Genomic DNA, 18,694 nt, shown 5'->3' with positions numbered 1-18,694 from the left:
CGCGCCTCTGGACGCGGGTAGCAACCGAGCTCAAGTGAATGGTTCACGACCGCAGCCTGATCGCAGCCAAAACCTGATGACTTCGCATGTGCATCAGCCCATCAATATTTGCGAAAATTCCGTTAAACCACGTCGAGAGAGCGCCCCGTCGCAATGAGAGACCGATATCGTCAGATCGTGGCACTGTCGCGTGACTGCATCAAAGAGATCGACCTCAACGGGCGGATCACGGCGGTCAATGCCAACGGGCTAGCCGTCCTGGGCGCCAGTGGCCCCGAACAGCTGATCTCTCGCCCGTGGCGGGAATTCTGGCCGGCCGAGGCCGTCGCGTTGATCGATGCGGCAGTTGCGTCATCGCTGGCGGGCTCGGTGCATGAATTCGAGGCCAGCTGCATCAACTTCGTTGGCGTGCGCCAGACCTGGCAGGTGGTCACCAGCCCGCTGTTTGATGAGGCGGGTCATGTCGAAGCGATCCTGGCGGTCAGCAAGAACATTTCCGACCGTCGTGCGCTGGAAGCGGCATTCCACACGCTGGATCGCACCCTGAAGGCGGAACGCGAGTTCTCCATGGGCGCGTTGATGCTGGCGCGCACGCGCGAAAACTCGCTGTCGACCGAGTTGCACAGCCTGCGCGATCTGCGCGAGCGCATCGAGGACGATCTGGACATTGCGCGCGCCGCCCAGGGCGCTGCAGAAAAGATCTCCGAGCAAGCCCAAAAGGGCGAAGCGGTCGGGCAGCTGCTGGCTGGCGTCGTGCACGATCTGAACAATGTGCTGCAGGCAGCGACGTCGGCGATCGAGCTGGTGATTCAGCGCGGGAAGATCGATGCGCAGGACTCCAAACTGCTCGGCGTGGCCGATGCCGCACTTCAGCATGGCTCGGTCATGGCGCAGCGGCTGGTCGGATTTTCGCGCCAGTATCCCTATAGTCCCGAGCCCGTTGACCTCGCTGCACTGGCCGATCAGCTGAACCCGTTGCTGGAACAGGTGGTCGGCGCAGACCTGCGCTTGCAGGTGAACACCGCGGCAGGCGGATGCTGCGCCATGGTGGACCGGCATACGGTGGAACGCGCGATCTTGAACCTGGTCATCAATGCACGCGACGCCTGCGCGAGCGGCGGCTTCATCCGCGTGGAGACCGGCCAGACGCGGGTCGCCAGCGCCGATGCAACCTTGACCAAACCTGCCGGCGAGTTCGCCACCATCGCGGTCGCCGATGATGGGCACGGCATGGATAACCATGTGCAATCGCGGCTGTTCGAGGCGTACTTCACCACCAAGAGCGCAGACAAGGGAGCCGGCCTTGGTCTGGCGCAGGTGTATAGCGCGGTACGCCAGGCAGGCGGCTTTATCGACGTGACATCGGCCCCCGGCGAAGGCGCGCGCTTCCTGCTTGCGTTTCCGCGGGTAAAACAGGCCTAGGATGCTATCGGCGACTGCGAAAGTGCAGTTGCACCTGTGTGCGCGGTTCACTGCCTTGAAGTGAATCGACAGTGGCGCGATTGCATGCGGCACTGCCAATGCAAAGGGTCTCACTACCGTCCGCAATGTACTGGCAATGCCGTTGCCTTGATCGACGCAAAGTCGATTGCAAATACCTTCGGCAGCGGAGCTTGGTAACCCGCTGATCGTTATAGCAGCAGCCATTCTGCGTCGATAATTCTTATCAGATGCCCATCTAGTTCATTCCGGCATGGATAAGGAAACGTAAGCCGCGCACATCGCGGTCTTCAAATCACTCTGCAAATTGACCGCATCAACCGCCTGATAAACGTAGAGCACCGGTTGGGGGCGTCACCGAGCGCGCATTCGCGTGAGGGGTGCGGGCTTCGCTATTGGGAAATCCTGCCCCGCTCCACAAGCACATCATCTGGCGACCTTAAATCCACCCGCATTCCCGGAATAGCACCTTTCGTTTTCTTAGAAAGCCGATTGCCGATTGCCGATTGCCGATTGCGCATCGTTGCGGGAGAGAAGACCTGCCTCACCACCTGCAAAAGATTGCTCCTACGACGGGAAGCCTTCGAATTGCCGGTCGCCCCACACAACCCACCACCTGCCGGGTAATTACAGATGAGACACCACACCATGGTCCAGATACGAGATCGCAACGCCTCATGCCTGTTCATTGCCATTGGAACTGCGTTGGCCTTTTTGCCAATGGTCACACTGGCATCACCTGCGCGCGGCACGCTGCTCAGCAGCAATTTCTTGACCAGCTACACCAGCGCGGCACTCAGCGCATTGCTGCCTGAAGACAAGGCCAGCGAGCTCCCGACATGCGATGTGCGCGTGGCGGAATTCACCTATTCCACGGTCGGCGTGCAGGGAGAGCCGACCACCGCGTCTGGCGTCCTGCTGGTGCCAGGCGGCACACGTTGCACGGGCCCCTACCCATTGCTGAGCTGGAACCAGGGCACTCAACCAAAGCGCACTGCGGAACAGGCGAAGGACATCCGCGATGCGAAGGGCGACGACCCGCTTGTCACCCGGTTGGCAGGCAAGGGCTATGTGGTAGTCAGCACCGATTACCTGGGATTAGGCAAGTCGCAGTACCCGTTCCACCCTTATCTGCACGCGGCCACCGAGGCCAGTGCAAGCATCGATGCAATGCGTGCTGCGCGCCAGATTCTGTCGCGTTTGAACACACCACTTTCTGGCAAGGTCATGCTATCGGGCTATTCACAAGGCGGGCATGCGGCGATGGCGACCCAGCGCGAGATCGAGGCGCATGAGTCCAAGGAATTCAATCTAGTCGCCAGCGCGCCGATCTCCGGACCGTATGCGTTGAGCCAGACCTTCCTGGACAGCTGGAGCGGGACTAATGCGGTAGGCGAAAGCACCTTCGGCCTGGTGCTGGCGACCTACGCGCTGGTGGGCATGCAGCATGCGTACCACAACATCTATCTCGCCCCGTCGCAGGTTTTTCAGGACCCGTGGGCGGGCAAGGTCGAAGGCTACTTCCCTGGCGCGGATGAGCTGACCGATCTTGCGATCGGTGGCGCACTGCCGGACATCGACAAGATCGGCAGCTATTTCCAACCAAGCTTCTACAAGGACGTCCCTCGCAATCCGAACAACCCATTCCGCAAGGACCTGGCACGAAACGATCTGCTGGACTGGACGCCGCGCACGCACACGCTGCTCTGCGGCTCGTCCAATGACGCCACTGTTCCGCTGAAGAACGCCATCACCGCCATCGACAGCTTCAAGCGGCACGGCAGCACGCAGGTATCGGTGCTCGATCTGGGTACCGGCAACCGCGACGACAACAGCGCCATTGAACATCTGCTCACCAAGGAGAGCTGCATGATTGCCGTACGGCAGCAGCTGCTGGACAAGCAGCGCTGAGACGAGCGCGCGACGTGACCATGGTCGGGTTGCGAGAAGGCGACACCCCAGGCGAGGCAGCGCGCGCCCATCTGCGGGCAGCCTTCATGTCCTGTGATAAAGAGGCCGAGCACATTCATTCTGGTGTCGACACGGCACCAGGCACTGCGCTGGAAGCGCACAAGGCTGCGTAGCGTTAAAGGGATGCAGTACGCCCGGCCAGCCATCGACACAAAGAAAAACAGCCACTCAACTTGCGCTGAGTGGCTGCCTGTCTGGTGGGCCGTCAAGGATTCGAACCTTGGACCTATTGATTAAGAGTCAACTGCTCTACCAACTGAGCTAACGGCCCTGAAACTGAGTCGCGCATCATATGCGCTTTTTTGCTTCTTTGCAACACCTTGCGATGCAGCGGGTCAAACTTTCTTGCAATCAGTGGGGTGGCTGAGGGGACTCGAACCCCCGACATCTGGAATCACAATCCAGTACTCTAACCAGCTGAGCTACAGCCACCACTGAAAACCTACTTCCTACCGTACCGCCGATGGCGCGCCCGACAGGACTCGAACCTGTAACCGCCGGCTTAGAAGTCAGGACAACTAAGCCGAAAGATCAACAACTTGCCTCATTTCTTTTTCAGGAGTGGGCACCTTGAAAGCCGCACCACGCCGAAGCAAGTCCGCTATTTTTCAGGAGCCGAGCGCGGATTGCAAGTGTTCGTTTCCATGGCCTTGGTCGAACAGCCTCGCTAACCCTCTTTTGCCGTGCGAACCGGCCGCCGGGCCATATGGGGAAGTAGCTCACGAACAGCGGGCGTGAACAGCCAATGGGGCCATAGTCCTAGATCTGCCCGGAACGTGAGCTTCGCTGGATTCGCGGCACCCGCCGGACTGACGGGCCCAGGGAAGATCCGCAGGGGCTTGCCCTGGCAACGTCGGGCTCTGCATTCCTTGATCCCGGCGCACACCTTAGTCCCGTGTTCCACTCTCCGTTAGCAGGGCATCAGCCAGGATCAGGTGATGGCGTGGGAGGGTCTCGCCTGTCGCCCCACGTACTATCCGACGACGCCTGGACATGAGAAACATACCCGTGACGGAACAAATTGCGCACATAGAGCTGAAGCCGCTGACCTGGACCCTTGGCATCGGCGCCGAGGCTGCCCAAGGATCGCCTGCAACGGTCGGCTCCATGCAGATGACAGCTGTCGCCAGCATGTATGCCCTAGTCACCACGGACGGCCTCGACCTGGCCCCTTTCACCTGGGAGGTGTCGATCAGCGATCGCCCGGCGATTGGCCTGCCGCCGCCACCGCATACCGTGGGAATGGTTTCCTGCTACCCGCTTGTCGGCGGAACTGAGCCAATGGTTTCCTGCTACCCGCTTGTCGGCGGAACTGAGCCAATGGTTTCCTGCTACCCGCTTGTCGGCGGAACTGAGCCAGGCGCCGAGCTCGCCGCGTTCGTCACATTGACGACAGAGGCCATGCGGAATCTCGTGAGCTCAGCGGCCAACGGCTTCGTGCCTACCGCGATCACACTTGAGGTCCGAACGAAGCCAGGGGAAGCCACACCGGAAGGGTTTGCCTTCAGCTGGGACACGGACAACGAGCCTGAGATCGAGATTGCAAAGGTCGAGGTATTCACCACCCGCGCTGGCACGCCTTAGACAAGTGAATCGGCACGTCAACGACGGCGCCGCCGTTTGGTGAAGGTTGCCGGATCCAAATCAGGGTATTCGGCACGTGCGGCGGCGGCCGACTCATTCTGCCGCTGTATGGAACTGATCGCGTTGTCGATCTCAGACTTGGCCTGGCCGCGCCACTTCAAAAGCCAAGCGTCAGCGTAGCGGAGGGTGCCAGCCTCCGTTGCCATGTGCCGTGTGACGGTTGGCCCCTGGCTATACGCGCGTGTCCGGATGCTGACTGTCCCATCCTCAAGCGCGCAGATTGTGATCACAGGCGAGCCGCGATAGACAAGGTCTAGAAACTCTCCCGATCGCTTCCACTGCATCTCTGCGCCCGGCGACACCGGCTCGCTGTCAGCATGCGCGTTTATGCCGCAATTCGGTGCTCGTAGAACGGATGGCGCTTGTCGTCGAAGATCGCCTGCAGCGCCTGGAGGTTGGCCGGGTCCGGGTTGAGCCAGGCATCGATGTGCTCGGGCTTGATGTTGATGATTGTCCGGTCGTGCCCAACGGCAGCCACTTCCGGCTCGGGCTCGTCAGTGATCGCGGCAAAGCTCAGTAGGTCCGGCTGCTGGCCACTCGGATCCGTCCAGCGCGACCAGAGGCAGGCCACCAGCATCGGCTCGCGGTCGCTGGGCTGGAACTGCACAACGCGGTTCTTGCCGTCCGGACCTTCCACATTCTCGTAGAACCGACCGACAACGATGAGCCCGTGGGTGTAGCCGAACTGCTCGCGCCAGAAGCCCTGTAGGTTTTCCCGGCGGGCGTTGTAGGTTCCCGGGTACTTCGTGTCGTAGATCGGGGGCTTACCAGCCGGGCGGCACTGGTAACGCATCGGCTTGATGACGCGGCGCCCGCCCTCGGAGATCATCACCGGGACGTAGTAGCCCGGAAATATGCGGTAGTCCCGTGCTTTGGGCTCGGTCCGCTGCAGGTCCGCGATGCGACCCTTGATCTGCTCGATCTTGGTGGTGGCAATGCGCTGATCGGTGGCCGCCTTTTTGGTCGGCTTGGCGCTGGCCAGCACACGCTCGGCATCGGCCAGGCGCCGGGCCTGCTTGAACAGCTCCTGCTCCAGGCCCTGCATGTCCTCGGCGTCCCAGGCAGCCAGCTCTGCAGCGATTACGGCCAGCCCGCCCTCGCCGCCCGCCCGGAAGGCGTCGTCCATCGCCTTCGGAGTTTTGGTCCGCTTCTCGCCTCCGTTCTCACGCAGCCACAGCTTTGAGAACTCCTCGATCGACATGATCGCGCCGAAGTTGCGCACCAGCTTCCGGTAGTCGGCCTGTATCTCGGCGGAGTAGCACATGGCAGCCCCTCAGCAGTCGCGGTCGCCGTTTTCCAGGCCATGCCAAGCCAGGATCTCGTCGAGCCGCCGGGACACGAATTGGGCATCGTCCCCCGTGACGGCGCCGTCCTCGATCACGTCGGCCATGCCGGCGAAGGCCTGCCAAAAGTGGCAGCGGTCGGGGCTGCTCTTCAGGAGCGCAGACACCGCGGCATCGAGGTGCTCTAAGTGGGTTCGCAGTTCGGATCTGTCCATGCTGGCCAGTATCGGCCGGGGCGTCTCACCGCTTGAGACGAGGCGCCGTAGACTGAGATCCATGGACACGCCTAAGCCCAGCCTCTTCGAACAACTGCAGCAGCGGCTGGCGTGCGCGTCCGAACCGCTGGAAGTACTCAATCAGTTCGAAGCGGAGCTGCTGCATGCATTCCCGTTTGAGGCGACCGCCATTGTCGAGCTGGTTTCGTCCTGGGGTCATCGCCTGGGCGTGCTCACACACGACGACCTTAGGGGTTACGTATAGGGCGCCGGCTGGGCGCTGCTCAGGCGCCACGCGGGTTGAGCGGCCATCATGGCGCCGCGTCCGGCATCTAAAGTTTGTATCGATGTGCGGCTGCTAAAAATAGGAAAAAGTAACAGGACCCTGTAGGAATGCACCTCATTACTTGTAGGACTCCAACGGTTAGGAGTTCCACGTTATGACTTGACCTACAGAGCTTCCGCCCCAGCCAGTTCGGACTTCGACGCAAGCACCTGTCTTCGATGCGTCCACCTCGCCTTCTCCAGCCATAGATTCAACGCGAGTCGCTCTTAGCGCAGCAAGATGTATTTCGACTTGCACTCCTCAAGTGCAATCCTTATTTTTTTAAAATTCCCACCCTTAATTACGCTTCTAATTTCGGCGATGGAGCCTTGCGTTGAGGGTTTCAACGTAATAGTGCCTAGAACTGCGGGGTCGGCTACGACTGCATAGACCACCGACTCACCATCGGGTGCTCCTGTTATTCGCGGTGCAATTTCCCGTAGTTTGGGGGCAACGCACTGCTCAAGTTCAGTAGCTGATCGATCACTAGTCATAGTGAACCAGGGAGCTTCCGCCTGTCTCTCAGAGTAAGACGCGCAGCCAGCCAGGATAAGGACAACCGTGGTCATCAGAAGTGCTTTCATTGAAGGTCCAGTCCATTAAAGAGTCATCGTAACGCTCAGCGGGCGCCGAAAAGCAAGTAATCCCGCACCTTGGCTCCCCGTTAAAGACGAGTTCCGTTGCAAGTCGCACCCTTTCGTAGTTCAAGCAGCCGACATGCGTCCATCAAAACAGCGTGGTACCGCTGTCGTCCCACGATTTGATGATCAGCTCTCCAAACTGCCTGTCGCGAGTGCCTGCGCTCCCGATGGTGTAGTTCACCTGCAGCGGCACCATCTCGAAGCCCGCGAACACTCGCCTGATATCTGTATGGTCGTTCAGCGACACGACAATCTTGCCGCGACTAGATCGCATTAGATCGGCCATCCGTTCGTACTCTGAAAATGAAAATTCAACGCCATAGCCCTCGGTCTGCCAATAAGGCGGGTCTAGGTAGAACAACGTCTCCGGCCGATCATAGCGGCCGATGCATTCGTGCCACGGGAGCCGTTCAATGACGACGTTGGCTAGGCGCAGGTGCACGGCACTCAGCTCCTCTTCGATCCGTAGCAGATTCAGTCGCGGCCCCAGGCCGCTGGCTACGACACCGAAGGTCTGACCTTCGATCTTGCCACCGAAGGCTAGCTTCTGGAGGTAGTAGAACCGGGCGGCACGCTGGATGTCGGTGAGGGTCTCGGGATGTTCCATCTGCGCCCACTCGAACATCTGGCGGGACACCAGCGACCAGCGGAACATGCGCACGAACTCGTCGAGGTGATGCCGCACGCAGCGGTACATGCAGACCAAATCGCTGTTGATGTCGTTGAGCACCTCCAGGGGTGCTGGACGTGGCCGCATCAAGAGCGCGGCCGCGCCGCCGGCGAAGACTTCGACATAGGTCTCGTGGGCGGGGAAGTGGGGATAAAGGTGCTTGATCAGGCGGCGCTTGCCGCCCGGCCAGGGAATCATGGGTCGGGTCATAGGTTTCTCAGCATTTGCGATGTCGGTAGCCGACACTGCGTCCGCTCTCGCGAGGGTGCAGGGTCTTGGCCAATGCCAGGTGGTGAGAACACCTGTGTTGCGGCGCTGGGCGTGCAGTAACAGCTGCACGTCCAGCGCCCTGTTTAGGCTTCTGCCAATAGCTTGGCGGGCGCCAGGCTTGTGGAAATGGCGGCGTTGGTCGCAGCCTTGATGAGTGCCTGCAGCTTCCATCCCTGCAGCGTGCGTGACGTTGGAGCGCCGGGGTATCGGATCACGTATACGGGCGCAACCAGATCAGTGATCGACTCGGCCAAGACCCCCAGGGTAGCGCCTCGGTCCTCCACCTGGAAGGTCACATTTCCGGTGTCGTTGATTGGGTTCCAGATGATGGTGATGTGCCGCGCGATCGGATCTGCTTCGGTGGCGGCCGCGGCCACGTTTGCATCGTAGGCCGCGCGGGTGGCTGCCTTGATGCCGAGCAACAGATGCACACCGGGCTCGGTGACAGTCTCGCCAGGGACTTTGATGGACTGCCCGGTGGCCGGGTCGACTTCGGTCGTCGCGGGCGCGGTGGTCTCGTAGCTGCGGCCGATCAGGTCGCTAATCTGCACGGTGAGCACGCGCAGAAAAAAGCGCTCCAGCGTCTGCGTCCAGCCATCGGGATGCGGCTTTGTGGTGATCTGCTCGAGGTGGAACTCGACTGAGCCATCGTTCGTGGCCGGGTCCCATCGGATCTCGATCCGCGGCGACACGATCCGGGTCTCCGTGCCGAAGGTGGGGTTTTCGCTGATGAGCATGATCAGTATCCAGTAACGTCGAGGATGGGGGCGCGCACCCAGGGCTGGCCGTACTGGCCAGGAGCAGGGAATGGGGTTCCATTCGCGCCCGTTTGGGAAAAGTTGCCGGTATCGATTGCACTGATGCTGGCAACATTGCCGTTGATGTTGACGACTCCCTTGCGCCACACCACGCTGATCAGCCATTGCGGCCCGCCGCCAACGACGCCACCGACGGCCAGCATGATGTTGCCTGCCGATCCAGCAAGCGCCGCGTATGTGCGACCTGCAGGAAGGGTGATCGACCCGCCTTGATTGGCATTGCCCTGCAGCAGCCCGCGCACTTTCATGTACTTGAGGGTCGCATCGAAATGCACCTCATTGGTGTCGGGATTGGTAATCACCAGGTAGTCTCGGCGCCCAAAGTTCGGCTCGTCGAAGACGTAGGCGGTAAAGCTTCCGCTGGTGGTAAAGCCGGTGAACGTGAAGCTGTTCCCGCTCTGTGTTCGCGTTGCAAGCGCGGCGTTGCTTTCACCCAAAAACGCAAGAACTGGATTGGTGCCGGCAACGGTCAGGCTCCATGTCTTGAGCACGCCACTGCCGGCGGGCGTGATCGTTTGTTTCGACGCCATCGCCAGGTTCTTCCACGTTTCGGATATCACTACTCGGTTCGGACCGGCCTCGAAGATTGCATAGGCCATCAAAACCTCCCGTAGAACAGGGTGCCGCCGGCGCGGGCGGTATTGCCAGAGTCAGGCGAGCTCCAGCTGATCGCATTGCCGTTGTCGCTCAAGATCGGTAGCAGCGCGTTCCCCGCGCTGCTATCTGCCACAAACCAGTAGTACAGCTGGTTGGCGCTCCCTGTGACCGGCACTGGCACAGATCCATTGCTGCCGCTGGCAATCGTGATCGCCCCCATGTGCTGCGTTAGCAGGTCCGAGTCGGGCTGATCGGTCACCTGCAGCAGCACGACGCCGGTATCGGCGTCGTTGATGATCAGGACGTTTGTCATGTCACTCCATACCCGAGGGCAACCACGCGGCGGCCGTTGGGCGCGTAGGCGTAGAACTTCCCGCCGACGAACTCATTGCGGCCGCCACCTGGCGTGGCGCCGATGATCTCCACCACATCTGCTGAAAAAGTGATCTTGCCGATAAACCCATTGTTGAAAGAGCGCATGCCGATCACCTTATTGCTGACGTCGAGTGCCCAGGTATACGAGGCGTAGTAGCTGGCCATGCCGTTCTCGTTGACGGTCATCCGAGCCTCGAGCGATTGCCTTGCAGAAGCCTGGTCAACCACCGATGTGTCATCGGTCCACATCGTTGCAACCAGCCCCGGCTCCAGCTTGGCGCGCCGGAAGTAGGTGCTGCCCGGACTGTTTTCTGCGATAAAGCGGCAGGCAAGCCGGGTTGTGCCGGACGGAGCATTGATACTGATCTGAAACCTCTTCCATGCCGCCCAACTACCCGAGTCAGCAAAAACAGTGACTGACCCGATCAACCCGGACGCGCCATGCGCGGCAACCTCAATCCGCCCGACGCCAGAGCCGCTGTCTTTCCAGATATCGGACGACAGCGTGTAGATGCCGGCAGATGCGTTCACCGACTGCTCGGCAGCAGCGCCACCGCTCGATGCGGCCAGGCCGAAATAGGGTCCGAAGTCTGGCCGATTGAAAAGCGCGGCCCCCGGCGGGAGGGTCCACGCCTGGCTGCCGCGTGCCCACGTTGGATTACGCAGCATGTTGGCGTTGATGTTCGTCTTCGCCACCACGGCCGTGAGCGCGGTGCTGGTGGCGTTGGCCTGGTTGCCTACCTGCTGCACCTGCGAGCTCAGCGCGTTGAGAGCCGCGGTCTCCGCTTTGCCAGCAACTGCGGCGTTGGTCGTGTCGAGCCGCTGCCCCAGCGCCTGGTCACGGGTAACACTGGCCTGCTCCACAGAAGTGACGCTCGCGGAGGTCGCAAGCCCGCCGCTTCCGGCTGGCATGCGACCCTCCACCACGCCAACCCGCTGCGCCATCGCCTCGTCGCGCCGCACCGCCGCCTCATCCACTGCTGTGACTCTTGCCGCTGTCTCGAGGGCACCGCTACCGGCCGGCATGCGGCCCTCTACAGTGCCGACGCGCCGGCCTATCGCAGTGTCTGCACTCGTCAGTGCCGCAAATCCCTCCGAAACCCATGCGGATGGTGCCAGCTGCCCGTCGCCCGCAGGTAGGCGGGCAATCACCCCTGATAGCCGGGTGACCTCGGCCGCCAAGTTGTTCGCCGTCTGCGTCGCCATGTCGACTGCAGCGGCCATCGCCTCGCCCGCGCTCGCGTAGTTGCCGACGTTCTGCCAAGTGGCAGCGTTGCCGGGCGGCACCACACCGGAGTTGGCCACGAGCGCCCGATACAGTCGGCCGTCGTAGCGCACGAAGTCGCCCGCGGGATATGAGCTCGTGGAGGTCCACTCGTCCGCGTTGACCAGATCGCCCAAAGCAGCGTTGAGCGCGTCTGCGTGTGCAATCGCGTCCTCACGTGCCTTGTTGGCTGCCGCCAGTGCGGCCTCGGCGATCTGCCGGTCGCGTGCCGCGGCCTCCAGGAAGCCCTGCCGGACCTCTTCGGTGGTCTGATTGATCGCCTGCTGCATCTCCTCCTGCAGCTCGCCCAGGTTCTTGCCCAGCGTCTTGGTGACGTACTTAGCAGCCAACGACAGCGTGCCGTTGGTGTTGCGCGCGCGGATGGCGAACGTCCACTTGCCCGAGGACGGGATGGGCGAGTCGAATGCGCCGGTGTGGTAGCCGCTGTCCCCGACCGGCGTCATGGCCTCCCACGCCGGCATCGGCGCGCCCTGCTCCGGCGCCTGGGTGTAGCGGATCTCTGCGCCGGCCAGGTTGGCCGACTGGATGGTGTCGTTCCAGAAGCCCCAGGTGTAGCGCCGGATGCCGCCGGAGATCTCCTCAACATCGAACAGGTCGTAGTTCACCGGCGGCGCGTCGGCGCCGATGGTCGTGTAGATCAGCGAGGCGCCCACGCCCATCTGCCCCTCCGGACCGAAGGGGCGCACGTTGATGGTGTAGGTGCCGGCGCGCGGAATACGCCACCGCGCTGTGCGGGTGCGCGTCTGTGCCACTTCCACCAGCTCACCGCTGCCATCGGACGCCGAGGCATACACCGCCGCGTGATCGAATGGCCCGCTGATGTCGAAGGTGGCCACCAGGTCCGTGGCGGTAACGTCGCCGGTGGTGATCTGGTCCTCGCCGATCGCCAGGTTGCTGACGATCGGGCGTGTGGCCAGCGATGAGCCGCTCTCTGGCCGAATGTACTGGCCAGTCTTGACGAAAATCCAGAACCTTGCGTCTTCCGGCACTACGCTAATGCTGGCGCCTTTCAGATCGCCCTCCGGCTCGATCGCCACCACGCGCACACGCAGCCCCGGCGTGGCCTTGAAGTCGTAGATCCAAACCGTGTCATGCGCCGGGTTGTCCTGCCAGCCGCCCTGCACCATCGAATCCGCATAGCCCTCCCCGGGCAACGGCGCGTCATCCGGCCATTCCTCGACCAACTGGATGGTGTCCGTCGCCTCAGCGAAGCTGCGCACACGGAACGTGCGATAGACCGCCTCGCCTGGGATGCGCAGGCCGATGAACGCGCTGCGCGCGTCCGGCGGCGGTACCGGCTCGTCCAGCGTCAGCGTGACTGTGCCCAGCAGCGCGCTACGCTCTGCCGCGACGATGCGCCCGCCGAAGCCCCACTGCGTGAGGTCGTGCGAGATCGACAGCATGGACATGCGGCGATAGGACAGGTACTGCAGATCCTGGGCAAAGCCGATGTCCTTGTACTGGAACAAGCTCTGCGCGAGGTGGTAACGCGCCATCTCGACCGCATGCGCCTCACGGCCAATGCCCTCACCGGTTAGGCGCGCCGGGTTGAGCATGATCTCCACGCCCGGCGCCGGCACGCGCAGGGTCTCGACCTTGTTGGTGGTGCTGTCGAAATAGCTGTACTCGATGCCGTCGGCCGCGCTGGCCAGCGTGTAATCCACGCTGAAGCTGCCCTTCTTCATCTCGGCCATGTTGACGACCCCCGAGAGCGGCTGGTCGTCGGCTGCCCACACCACCGAAAGGCGACCGCCGGCCCAGGTGGTTTGCCCCATGCCGGCCAGGGCGATAGCCTGCAGCACCTCGTCGTGGCTGCGCTCCTCCGTCAGCCAGTAGTCGTAGGTGTAGCCATTCGCTTCGCAGTGCGCCATAAAGCCCTGCAGCGACTCGATATCGATTTCCTCATCGCTCTTGCCCATGCCGGCAATGAGCTTGCCGTCTCGGTCGTAATAGCCGCGGGCGTACTTGAGGATGTGCGCCCCGTTGTTGCTGGTTTCCTCGCTCACCCAAGTGCCGTTACGCCACAGCGGGATCGGTGCGGCTATGGCTTCGTAGCGGAGCTCGTCAGGTTGACCATTGAGCTGGCCGGTCGCCTTCATGATGACGGCGTCCCGCGATATGCCGGCGTAGGTCGCGGTGTCGGCCTGCACGCTCCCCATGGTCGACCACTGGAAGTCGTTGCGCTGGGTGTTGTCGCCCGTGTAGTTGCCCTGACCCAGGATGCGCACGCGCACGTCGTACTGGCCCTTGGCCACATCTGCCGAAACGGTTGCGCGCTTACTGACGTCCAGCTTGTCGCCAGTGAACATCTGCGTAGCCAGCGTGGCCCAGATGCCAGTGCCCGCAGGCGCGTACTGCACCTGCACGGTGTCGGAAACGTTGTAGGCCTTGCCCGAGGTGCCTACGCCGCCCAGCACGTATTCCAGGTTGATCTGGATACGTACGGTGTCGGCGCTGGTGGTGCGGGTGACGAAGTCGGCCGTATCCGGCAGCTCGCCACCGTCGGTGGTATCGACGTTGCTATATAGCGGAATGGTCTCATCCGGCATCTGGCTATAGCCGGAGTGGTAAACGCTCACACCTTCATAGCTCGACAGCGGCGTGTCGGCGTTCGAGAACGTGCCCACGCGGCCCACACCGATACCCGGCGTCAGCACCATGCCGATGTACTGATCGTCGCCCTCATACCAGGTGTAGGGCTTGCTGGCGATGTCGGGCGCGATGCGGGTGCGGCCGAACAGCAGGCCCAGCGGCTCATAGGGGCGCATGCGGTTGCGCGGCGCACCTAAGCTGTAGACGGTGCCCGCGGCGCTTGGTCCCGCCGGGCTTTCGACTTTGGGCCCGAGCACCTTGTTGATGACGATTGAACCGACCACAAACGCAGCCGTGTAGGCCACAGCAGCGCCAGTGGTACCCAAACCAGCAGCCCACGTCGCACCCGCGCCGCCCGTGAAATAGATCAACGCCGCCATCGCAACGATGTACAGTGCATTCCGGCCGACTGCGCCGCGCACCTCGATGACTTGGCGGTCCTTCGGATAGACGTAGGCCCACAGGTGGCGCGGGACCACGCGGCCGCCGATCGACACTGTCCATTCGCTCTGATCCAGGTCGATCACGTGCCGGTGCAGGAAATCGCACAGGCGCTCACCCGGCTGCAGATCCATTGCAATGTGGCGCTGCCCTTCCAGCGTGACCGGGTGCGGCGTCAGCACCAGCTGGCCCTTGCTCGCAGGCGTGGTCATCAGACCCATGTGTAATACCCCTCGATCCTTGCGCCGTAATCCGGCAGCTCGCGCACGCGGTGCAGCCAGCTACTGCCGAGCGCGCTGGTTGTATGAAGCACCCAGCCCTCGTGGGCCAGGTAGAAGAAGACGCCGACGTGTCCGGGCCGGCTCTGCCCCTTGTCGAACATCAGCACCAGGTCGCCGTCGACCGGCGTGGCCGTGGGTGCTGCATACGCGCGAGACAATTCGCCGAGCACCACCTGCCCCTCTGCACCGCGAGGGCGCCGCGCCGGCATCTGCACCTCCCGCCCGAACAGCTCGCGCTGCACCTGCGCCACCAGGTCGGCGCAGTCGTAGGTGTCTGCGTCGTATGGGATGTTGAGGAAACGCTCAACCTCACGCGCCCGCATCAGAAGATCCCAGGTAGCACGTGCGGGTTCGCGCGTAGCTTCACCGCCTGCTGGCGCATGAAGAAGTCGACTCCGATTTGCGCGGTGATCAGCGGGCCAGCTGCGCGCACCTGCGTCAGCGGCAGGTAGAACCGCCGCGCGATCACGTCTGGCTGCGCGCGGTCCGTAATCAGGACACGGCACATCACCGTCTCGTTCGGCTGCATGCGCTCAAGGTCTTCGGTGATGCCGCGCCCAACGTTGTCTACCTCAAGCTGCGCACGAGGCGTCTGCCCTGCCGCATCCGTTGGCGGTGTAAAGCGAAACGGATATCCGATGTAGGTGTTCCCGTTGCTCACCCAATCCTGCGTGTCGTTGGCGATGCGCAGGACCGCGCCAAACGATGGCGCCGTCATCTCCAGCAGCTCAAGCGGGCCGTCCGTGTCGGTCACGCGCTGGCGGCGCTCCATGAAGGTGCTCATCGCAGGTACTCGATCAGCACGTCGCATTGCCAAGGCCGTTCGACGCCTTCAACTGGACGTAGTTCGCCGATGTCCCCACTAACAAATCGCGCTGTGATCTGCTTGCCACTGCGTGGGTGCGGCATGGTGAACTCGCCGACCACTTTTATCTCATCGCAGTACCAGTCCAAGAATGCTTCGGCATCATCCAAGTTGGCGAAGTCGAAGGACAGCGGAAGATTCATCACAAGTCGGGTGCTGACCAGCGCTTGCTTCGCAAGACCGCGCTCCATTTCCGTGCGATTGACTGCCGGCACTGGTCGCTCGCGAATAGCGTCATACAGGACGCCGACGTATGCAGGCAGAGCCACCATTAGCGCCCATCCTTCAAATTTGGGAAGCGGTTCTTCATCGCACCAGCCATGCGACCTCCGCCGGCGATGTCGGCAGCGCCTACATCCACGATAAGTTTGCGCAGCTCGCTGCCGTCGGGAGCCCGCCCGCGCTCCTCGCGCTGCCGCGTCTCCTGCCCCGAGTAATTGTTGATCTCCACCCTGTCGTAGCCGCGCGCACCCGTAGCCGTGGCAGGCATCGCAGCCATGCCTACCAATCCACCGCTGGCATACCCACGGCCACTGCGGATCGCACCAAGCATCGACAGGAACGCGCGCGGCCCGCCGATCGAGGCGATATCTCGCTGACTCAGCACGCCCTCGCCTTTGTGCACGAAGCCGGCTTTCTCGAACTTGCCACCCGGCCCGGTGTAGCCACCGGTGTCCCAGCCCTGCAGCGGAATCGCCTCGCGCTGCACGGTGCCAGCACCGGAGCCACCGCCAAAAACGCCACCCAATAGGCTGCTGATGCCTTTGCGCACCGTGATTCGCGCAAAGTCAGCAATGATCGAGTTCGCCATATCCCGGAAGCTGACTTTGCTGTTGGTCGTAGCCTTGACCACCATGTCCTCGAACGAGGTCAGCGCCGAGGTTGTGGCACTCTCCACCGCGCCAGCTGCGTTGCTCGCCCCGTCGCGGTAGTTGGCCCATGCCGCAGAAGCGCCTCTGCCCCAGTCGGCCTGAGCTTCGGCCATGCGCACGTAGCCTTCGCGGATGACTTGCACGCGCCGCTCGGTCGCGGCGCGTGCCGCCTGTTCTTCGGCGGCGGCGGTTTGTTCGTCGATGGTGCCGACCCGCTTGAGCAAAGCCAGTTCGGTCAATCGCTGTGCCTGCTCGCGGTACACCTCGTTGAGGCGCTGCTGAATCTCGAACTCACGATCGCCGGAGCCCACGCGGGCCACCATCGCATCCATCTCTTCGCGTAGGGCGCCCGTGCTGGCATCGAGTGCGGCTGTGTAGGACGACAGCGCGTCTTCCCGCTGCTTACGCAGCTTCCGCTCGTCGGCTGCCAGCACGTCAAGCTTCGCCGCGCCCTCGGCGCGCACCTTGGCTAGCTGCGCCTCCATTTCCCCCACCTGTTTGCCAACGTCGATGGCATCCTTGCCTGTGACATTGCGGCTCTTGAGGTAGTCGACCTGCTTCTGCAGCGACTGCGCCTCGGCGGCAGTGCCGCGCTCTGTCAGTTCGCGCATGCGTTGGTAGTAAGTCTCGGCCGACAGCTCGCGCGCTTGGTACTGCGCCTGCAGCACCTTGGTACTGGTGTCGATCTGCGCCTGCTCCGTGGTCAGCGCGTCCTTGATTGCCTGCAAGCCGGCAGACCGGCCCGAGGTTGCAAGGCTTGCGGCGCCCTTCGCGCCAGCTGCCGCTGCGGTGTCGCGCATTGCCCGCTCGCGCTGCTGCAGCACCTTCGTGTCGGTGATGCCGGCCTGCGCGGCCAAGGTGCGCATGTCCTTGATGCGTTCTTCCAGCTGCGCCTGTTTGGTCAGGTACTGGGTGCCCTGCTCCTGGAACTTGGTGCGCGCATCCTCCTGCTTGCTGTCCACCTCGGAGTAGATGCCGGCCATGATCACCTTGACCGGCTTCTTGTTGGCCTCCTTCTGCAAGTTCGCTATCTGCTGCTGGAACTGCGCCACCAGCTTGGTGCGGTTGGCATCGCTCAAGCCCTGATACACGCCCGTGCCGCGGTTAATTCCTTCGATGTGTGACTGCAGCTGTTTGATCTTGGCGGTGGGTGTCTCCTGCCGGCCCACACCCAGCATGGTGTCCCACGCCTCGGACGCAGCCCCCTTCACTGCGCGCCAAGCGCGCTCCATGTAGCCCAGGTTTTCCTGCACATCACTGGCACGATCCTTGAGCGTGTCGCCATAGATCTTGAACGCCGCGGCCACGGCCTGGATCTGGTTGCCTTGTTCCACCAGCGTCTTGATGTTGGCAAGCTGCGTCTGGTCCAGGAAGTGCATCGTCTCGTTGAGCTCGAGCAATGCCGCGACCGGGTCGGCCTTGATCTTGGCAAACTCGGCGATGGTCTCACTCACCGCCTTGCCGGTACCGGCGCGCATCGTCTCGGCGGCGATCGCCACCGTCTCCAGCTGCTCGGCGGTGAACTTGCCGGTGGCGGCCACCTCGGTCAGCGCCGCGGCGGCGCTGGAGGTGGTCACCCCGGAAATGTCGTCCATCTGCGCGGCCACTTCGGCTAGGCGCTCGGCAGTCCGCCCCGAGCTGTCCCCGACCAAGATCATGGCCTGACGAAACGCAGTTCCCTCGTCGTTACCCTGCTTCCACGCCAGCGCGACGGCAGCCACGGCGACGGCGGTGATCGAGAGCGGGTTGACCATGCCCAACAGCGCAGTGGATACGCCCGTCAGCGCTGGACCGATGCCGCCAAAGCTGTCCTTGATCTGTCCGCCCTGTTGCACCAGCACGGTGAACCACGGCATGCCCCCCTGGATGCTTGTGACGATGTCGGTGAACTGCATTGGCAGTTGCGCCATCGCCTGACGCGTCTGCCCGGAGGAGACCTTTAGCTGATTGATCACGTTATTGGCAGGCAACGGTTCGCCCGCCTGTTTGCGTACGTCGGCCAGCTGCCCGCGCAACAAGGCGAGGCCTTGCTTGATGTCGTTCACGTCCGCACTGATGCGGACGCGCAGATTTGCAGAAGGTTCGGCCATCTATCTGGTCAGGTCGTTG

The 18,694-nt window shown here is 62.5% G+C and carries 15 protein-coding genes and 2 tRNA genes; 4 read left to right on the top strand and 13 right to left on the bottom strand.

All coding sequences use genetic code 11. The annotated features are described in order from the left end of the window. The first annotated feature begins 153 nt into the window (after positions 1-153). Both BJD12_RS18505 and BJD12_RS18500 read left to right on the top strand, forming a co-directional pair. Entirely contained in the window at positions 154-1,422 is a 1,269-nt protein-coding gene (locus BJD12_RS18505) for a two-component system sensor histidine kinase NtrB (protein ID WP_005990100.1), read from the top strand. A gap of 666 nt (positions 1,423-2,088) precedes the next feature. After that, positions 2,089-3,351, top strand: a complete 1,263-nt coding sequence (locus BJD12_RS18500) for an alpha/beta hydrolase family protein (RefSeq protein ID WP_042827745.1) — start codon at positions 2,089-2,091, stop codon at positions 3,349-3,351. A 255-nt stretch (positions 3,352-3,606) separates the two neighbouring features. Here BJD12_RS18500 and BJD12_RS18495 read toward each other — a convergent pair. Continuing rightward, positions 3,607-3,682 (bottom strand) — tRNA-Lys (locus BJD12_RS18495). A gap of 84 nt (positions 3,683-3,766) precedes the next feature. Next, positions 3,767-3,843 (bottom strand) — tRNA-His (locus BJD12_RS18490). A gap of 576 nt (positions 3,844-4,419) precedes the next feature. Here BJD12_RS18490 and BJD12_RS18485 point away from each other — a divergent pair. Next, positions 4,420-4,995, top strand: a complete 576-nt coding sequence (locus BJD12_RS18485; RefSeq protein WP_229003528.1) for a hypothetical protein — start codon at positions 4,420-4,422, stop codon at positions 4,993-4,995. 385 nt (positions 4,996-5,380) lie between these two features. Here the strand turns inward: BJD12_RS18485 and BJD12_RS18475 are convergent, their stop codons facing one another. Both BJD12_RS18475 and BJD12_RS18470 read right to left on the bottom strand, forming a co-directional pair. After that, positions 5,381-6,319: an SOS response-associated peptidase family protein gene (locus BJD12_RS18475; protein WP_005990109.1), complete on the bottom strand. Its 939-nt coding sequence runs from the start codon at positions 6,317-6,319 to the stop codon at positions 5,381-5,383. Positions 6,320-6,328: 9 nt separating this feature from the next. After that, on the bottom strand, positions 6,329-6,553 hold the full coding sequence (locus tag BJD12_RS18470; RefSeq protein ID WP_042827755.1) for a hypothetical protein: 225 nt from the start codon (positions 6,551-6,553) through the stop codon (positions 6,329-6,331). Between the two features lie 61 nt (positions 6,554-6,614). On the opposite strand from BJD12_RS18470, the gene BJD12_RS18465 reads away from it, so the two are divergent. After that, the gene (locus BJD12_RS18465; RefSeq protein ID WP_005990115.1) at positions 6,615-6,818 is read left to right on the top strand and encodes a hypothetical protein; all 204 of its coding nucleotides are present in this window, start codon (positions 6,615-6,617) and stop codon (positions 6,816-6,818) included. Between the two features lie 786 nt (positions 6,819-7,604). On the opposite strand, the gene BJD12_RS18455 is transcribed toward BJD12_RS18465, so the two are convergent. The 9 genes from BJD12_RS18455 to BJD12_RS18415 form a co-directional block, all read right to left on the bottom strand. Next, positions 7,605-8,399 carry a DNA adenine methylase gene (locus BJD12_RS18455; protein WP_042827748.1) on the bottom strand — a complete coding sequence of 265 codons (795 nt, stop codon included), beginning with the start codon at positions 8,397-8,399 and terminating at the stop codon, positions 7,605-7,607. Positions 8,400-8,542: 143 nt separating this feature from the next. Then, the gene (locus BJD12_RS18450) at positions 8,543-9,196 is read right to left on the bottom strand and encodes a hypothetical protein (RefSeq protein WP_005990119.1); all 654 of its coding nucleotides are present in this window, start codon (positions 9,194-9,196) and stop codon (positions 8,543-8,545) included. A gap of 2 nt (positions 9,197-9,198) precedes the next feature. Then, entirely contained in the window at positions 9,199-9,876 is a 678-nt protein-coding gene (locus BJD12_RS18445; RefSeq protein ID WP_005990120.1) for a hypothetical protein, read from the bottom strand. Next, positions 9,876-10,187 (bottom strand): hypothetical protein, encoded by a 312-nt coding sequence (locus BJD12_RS18440; RefSeq protein ID WP_005990122.1) that lies wholly within the window; start codon positions 10,185-10,187, stop codon positions 9,876-9,878. Before BJD12_RS18440 ends, BJD12_RS18445 begins: the two co-directional genes overlap by 1 nt. Then, positions 10,184-14,788 (bottom strand): host specificity factor TipJ family phage tail protein, encoded by a 4,605-nt coding sequence (locus BJD12_RS18435; RefSeq protein WP_005990124.1) that lies wholly within the window; start codon positions 14,786-14,788, stop codon positions 10,184-10,186. The genes BJD12_RS18440 and BJD12_RS18435 overlap by 4 nt, the downstream gene beginning before the upstream one ends. Further along, entirely contained in the window at positions 14,779-15,171 is a 393-nt protein-coding gene (locus BJD12_RS18430) for an NlpC/P60 family protein (RefSeq protein WP_005990126.1), read from the bottom strand. Before BJD12_RS18430 ends, BJD12_RS18435 begins: the two co-directional genes overlap by 10 nt. After that, the gene (locus tag BJD12_RS18425) at positions 15,171-15,632 is read right to left on the bottom strand and encodes a DUF1833 family protein (protein ID WP_005990128.1); all 462 of its coding nucleotides are present in this window, start codon (positions 15,630-15,632) and stop codon (positions 15,171-15,173) included. Before BJD12_RS18425 ends, BJD12_RS18430 begins: the two co-directional genes overlap by 1 nt. After that, on the bottom strand, positions 15,629-15,985 hold the full coding sequence (locus tag BJD12_RS18420) for a hypothetical protein (protein ID WP_005990131.1): 357 nt from the start codon (positions 15,983-15,985) through the stop codon (positions 15,629-15,631). Before BJD12_RS18420 ends, BJD12_RS18425 begins: the two co-directional genes overlap by 4 nt. After that, the gene (locus tag BJD12_RS18415; protein ID WP_005990133.1) at positions 15,985-18,675 is read right to left on the bottom strand and encodes a phage tail length tape measure family protein; all 2,691 of its coding nucleotides are present in this window, start codon (positions 18,673-18,675) and stop codon (positions 15,985-15,987) included. The genes BJD12_RS18420 and BJD12_RS18415 overlap by 1 nt, the downstream gene beginning before the upstream one ends. Positions 18,676-18,694 lie beyond the last annotated feature (19 nt).

The organism is Xanthomonas vesicatoria ATCC 35937, assembly GCF_001908725.1.
Taxonomy (GTDB): domain Bacteria; phylum Pseudomonadota; class Gammaproteobacteria; order Xanthomonadales; family Xanthomonadaceae; genus Xanthomonas; species Xanthomonas vesicatoria.
Note: the sequence above shows the minus strand (reverse complement) of the source record. Positions and strands in the feature narration are given on the sequence as shown.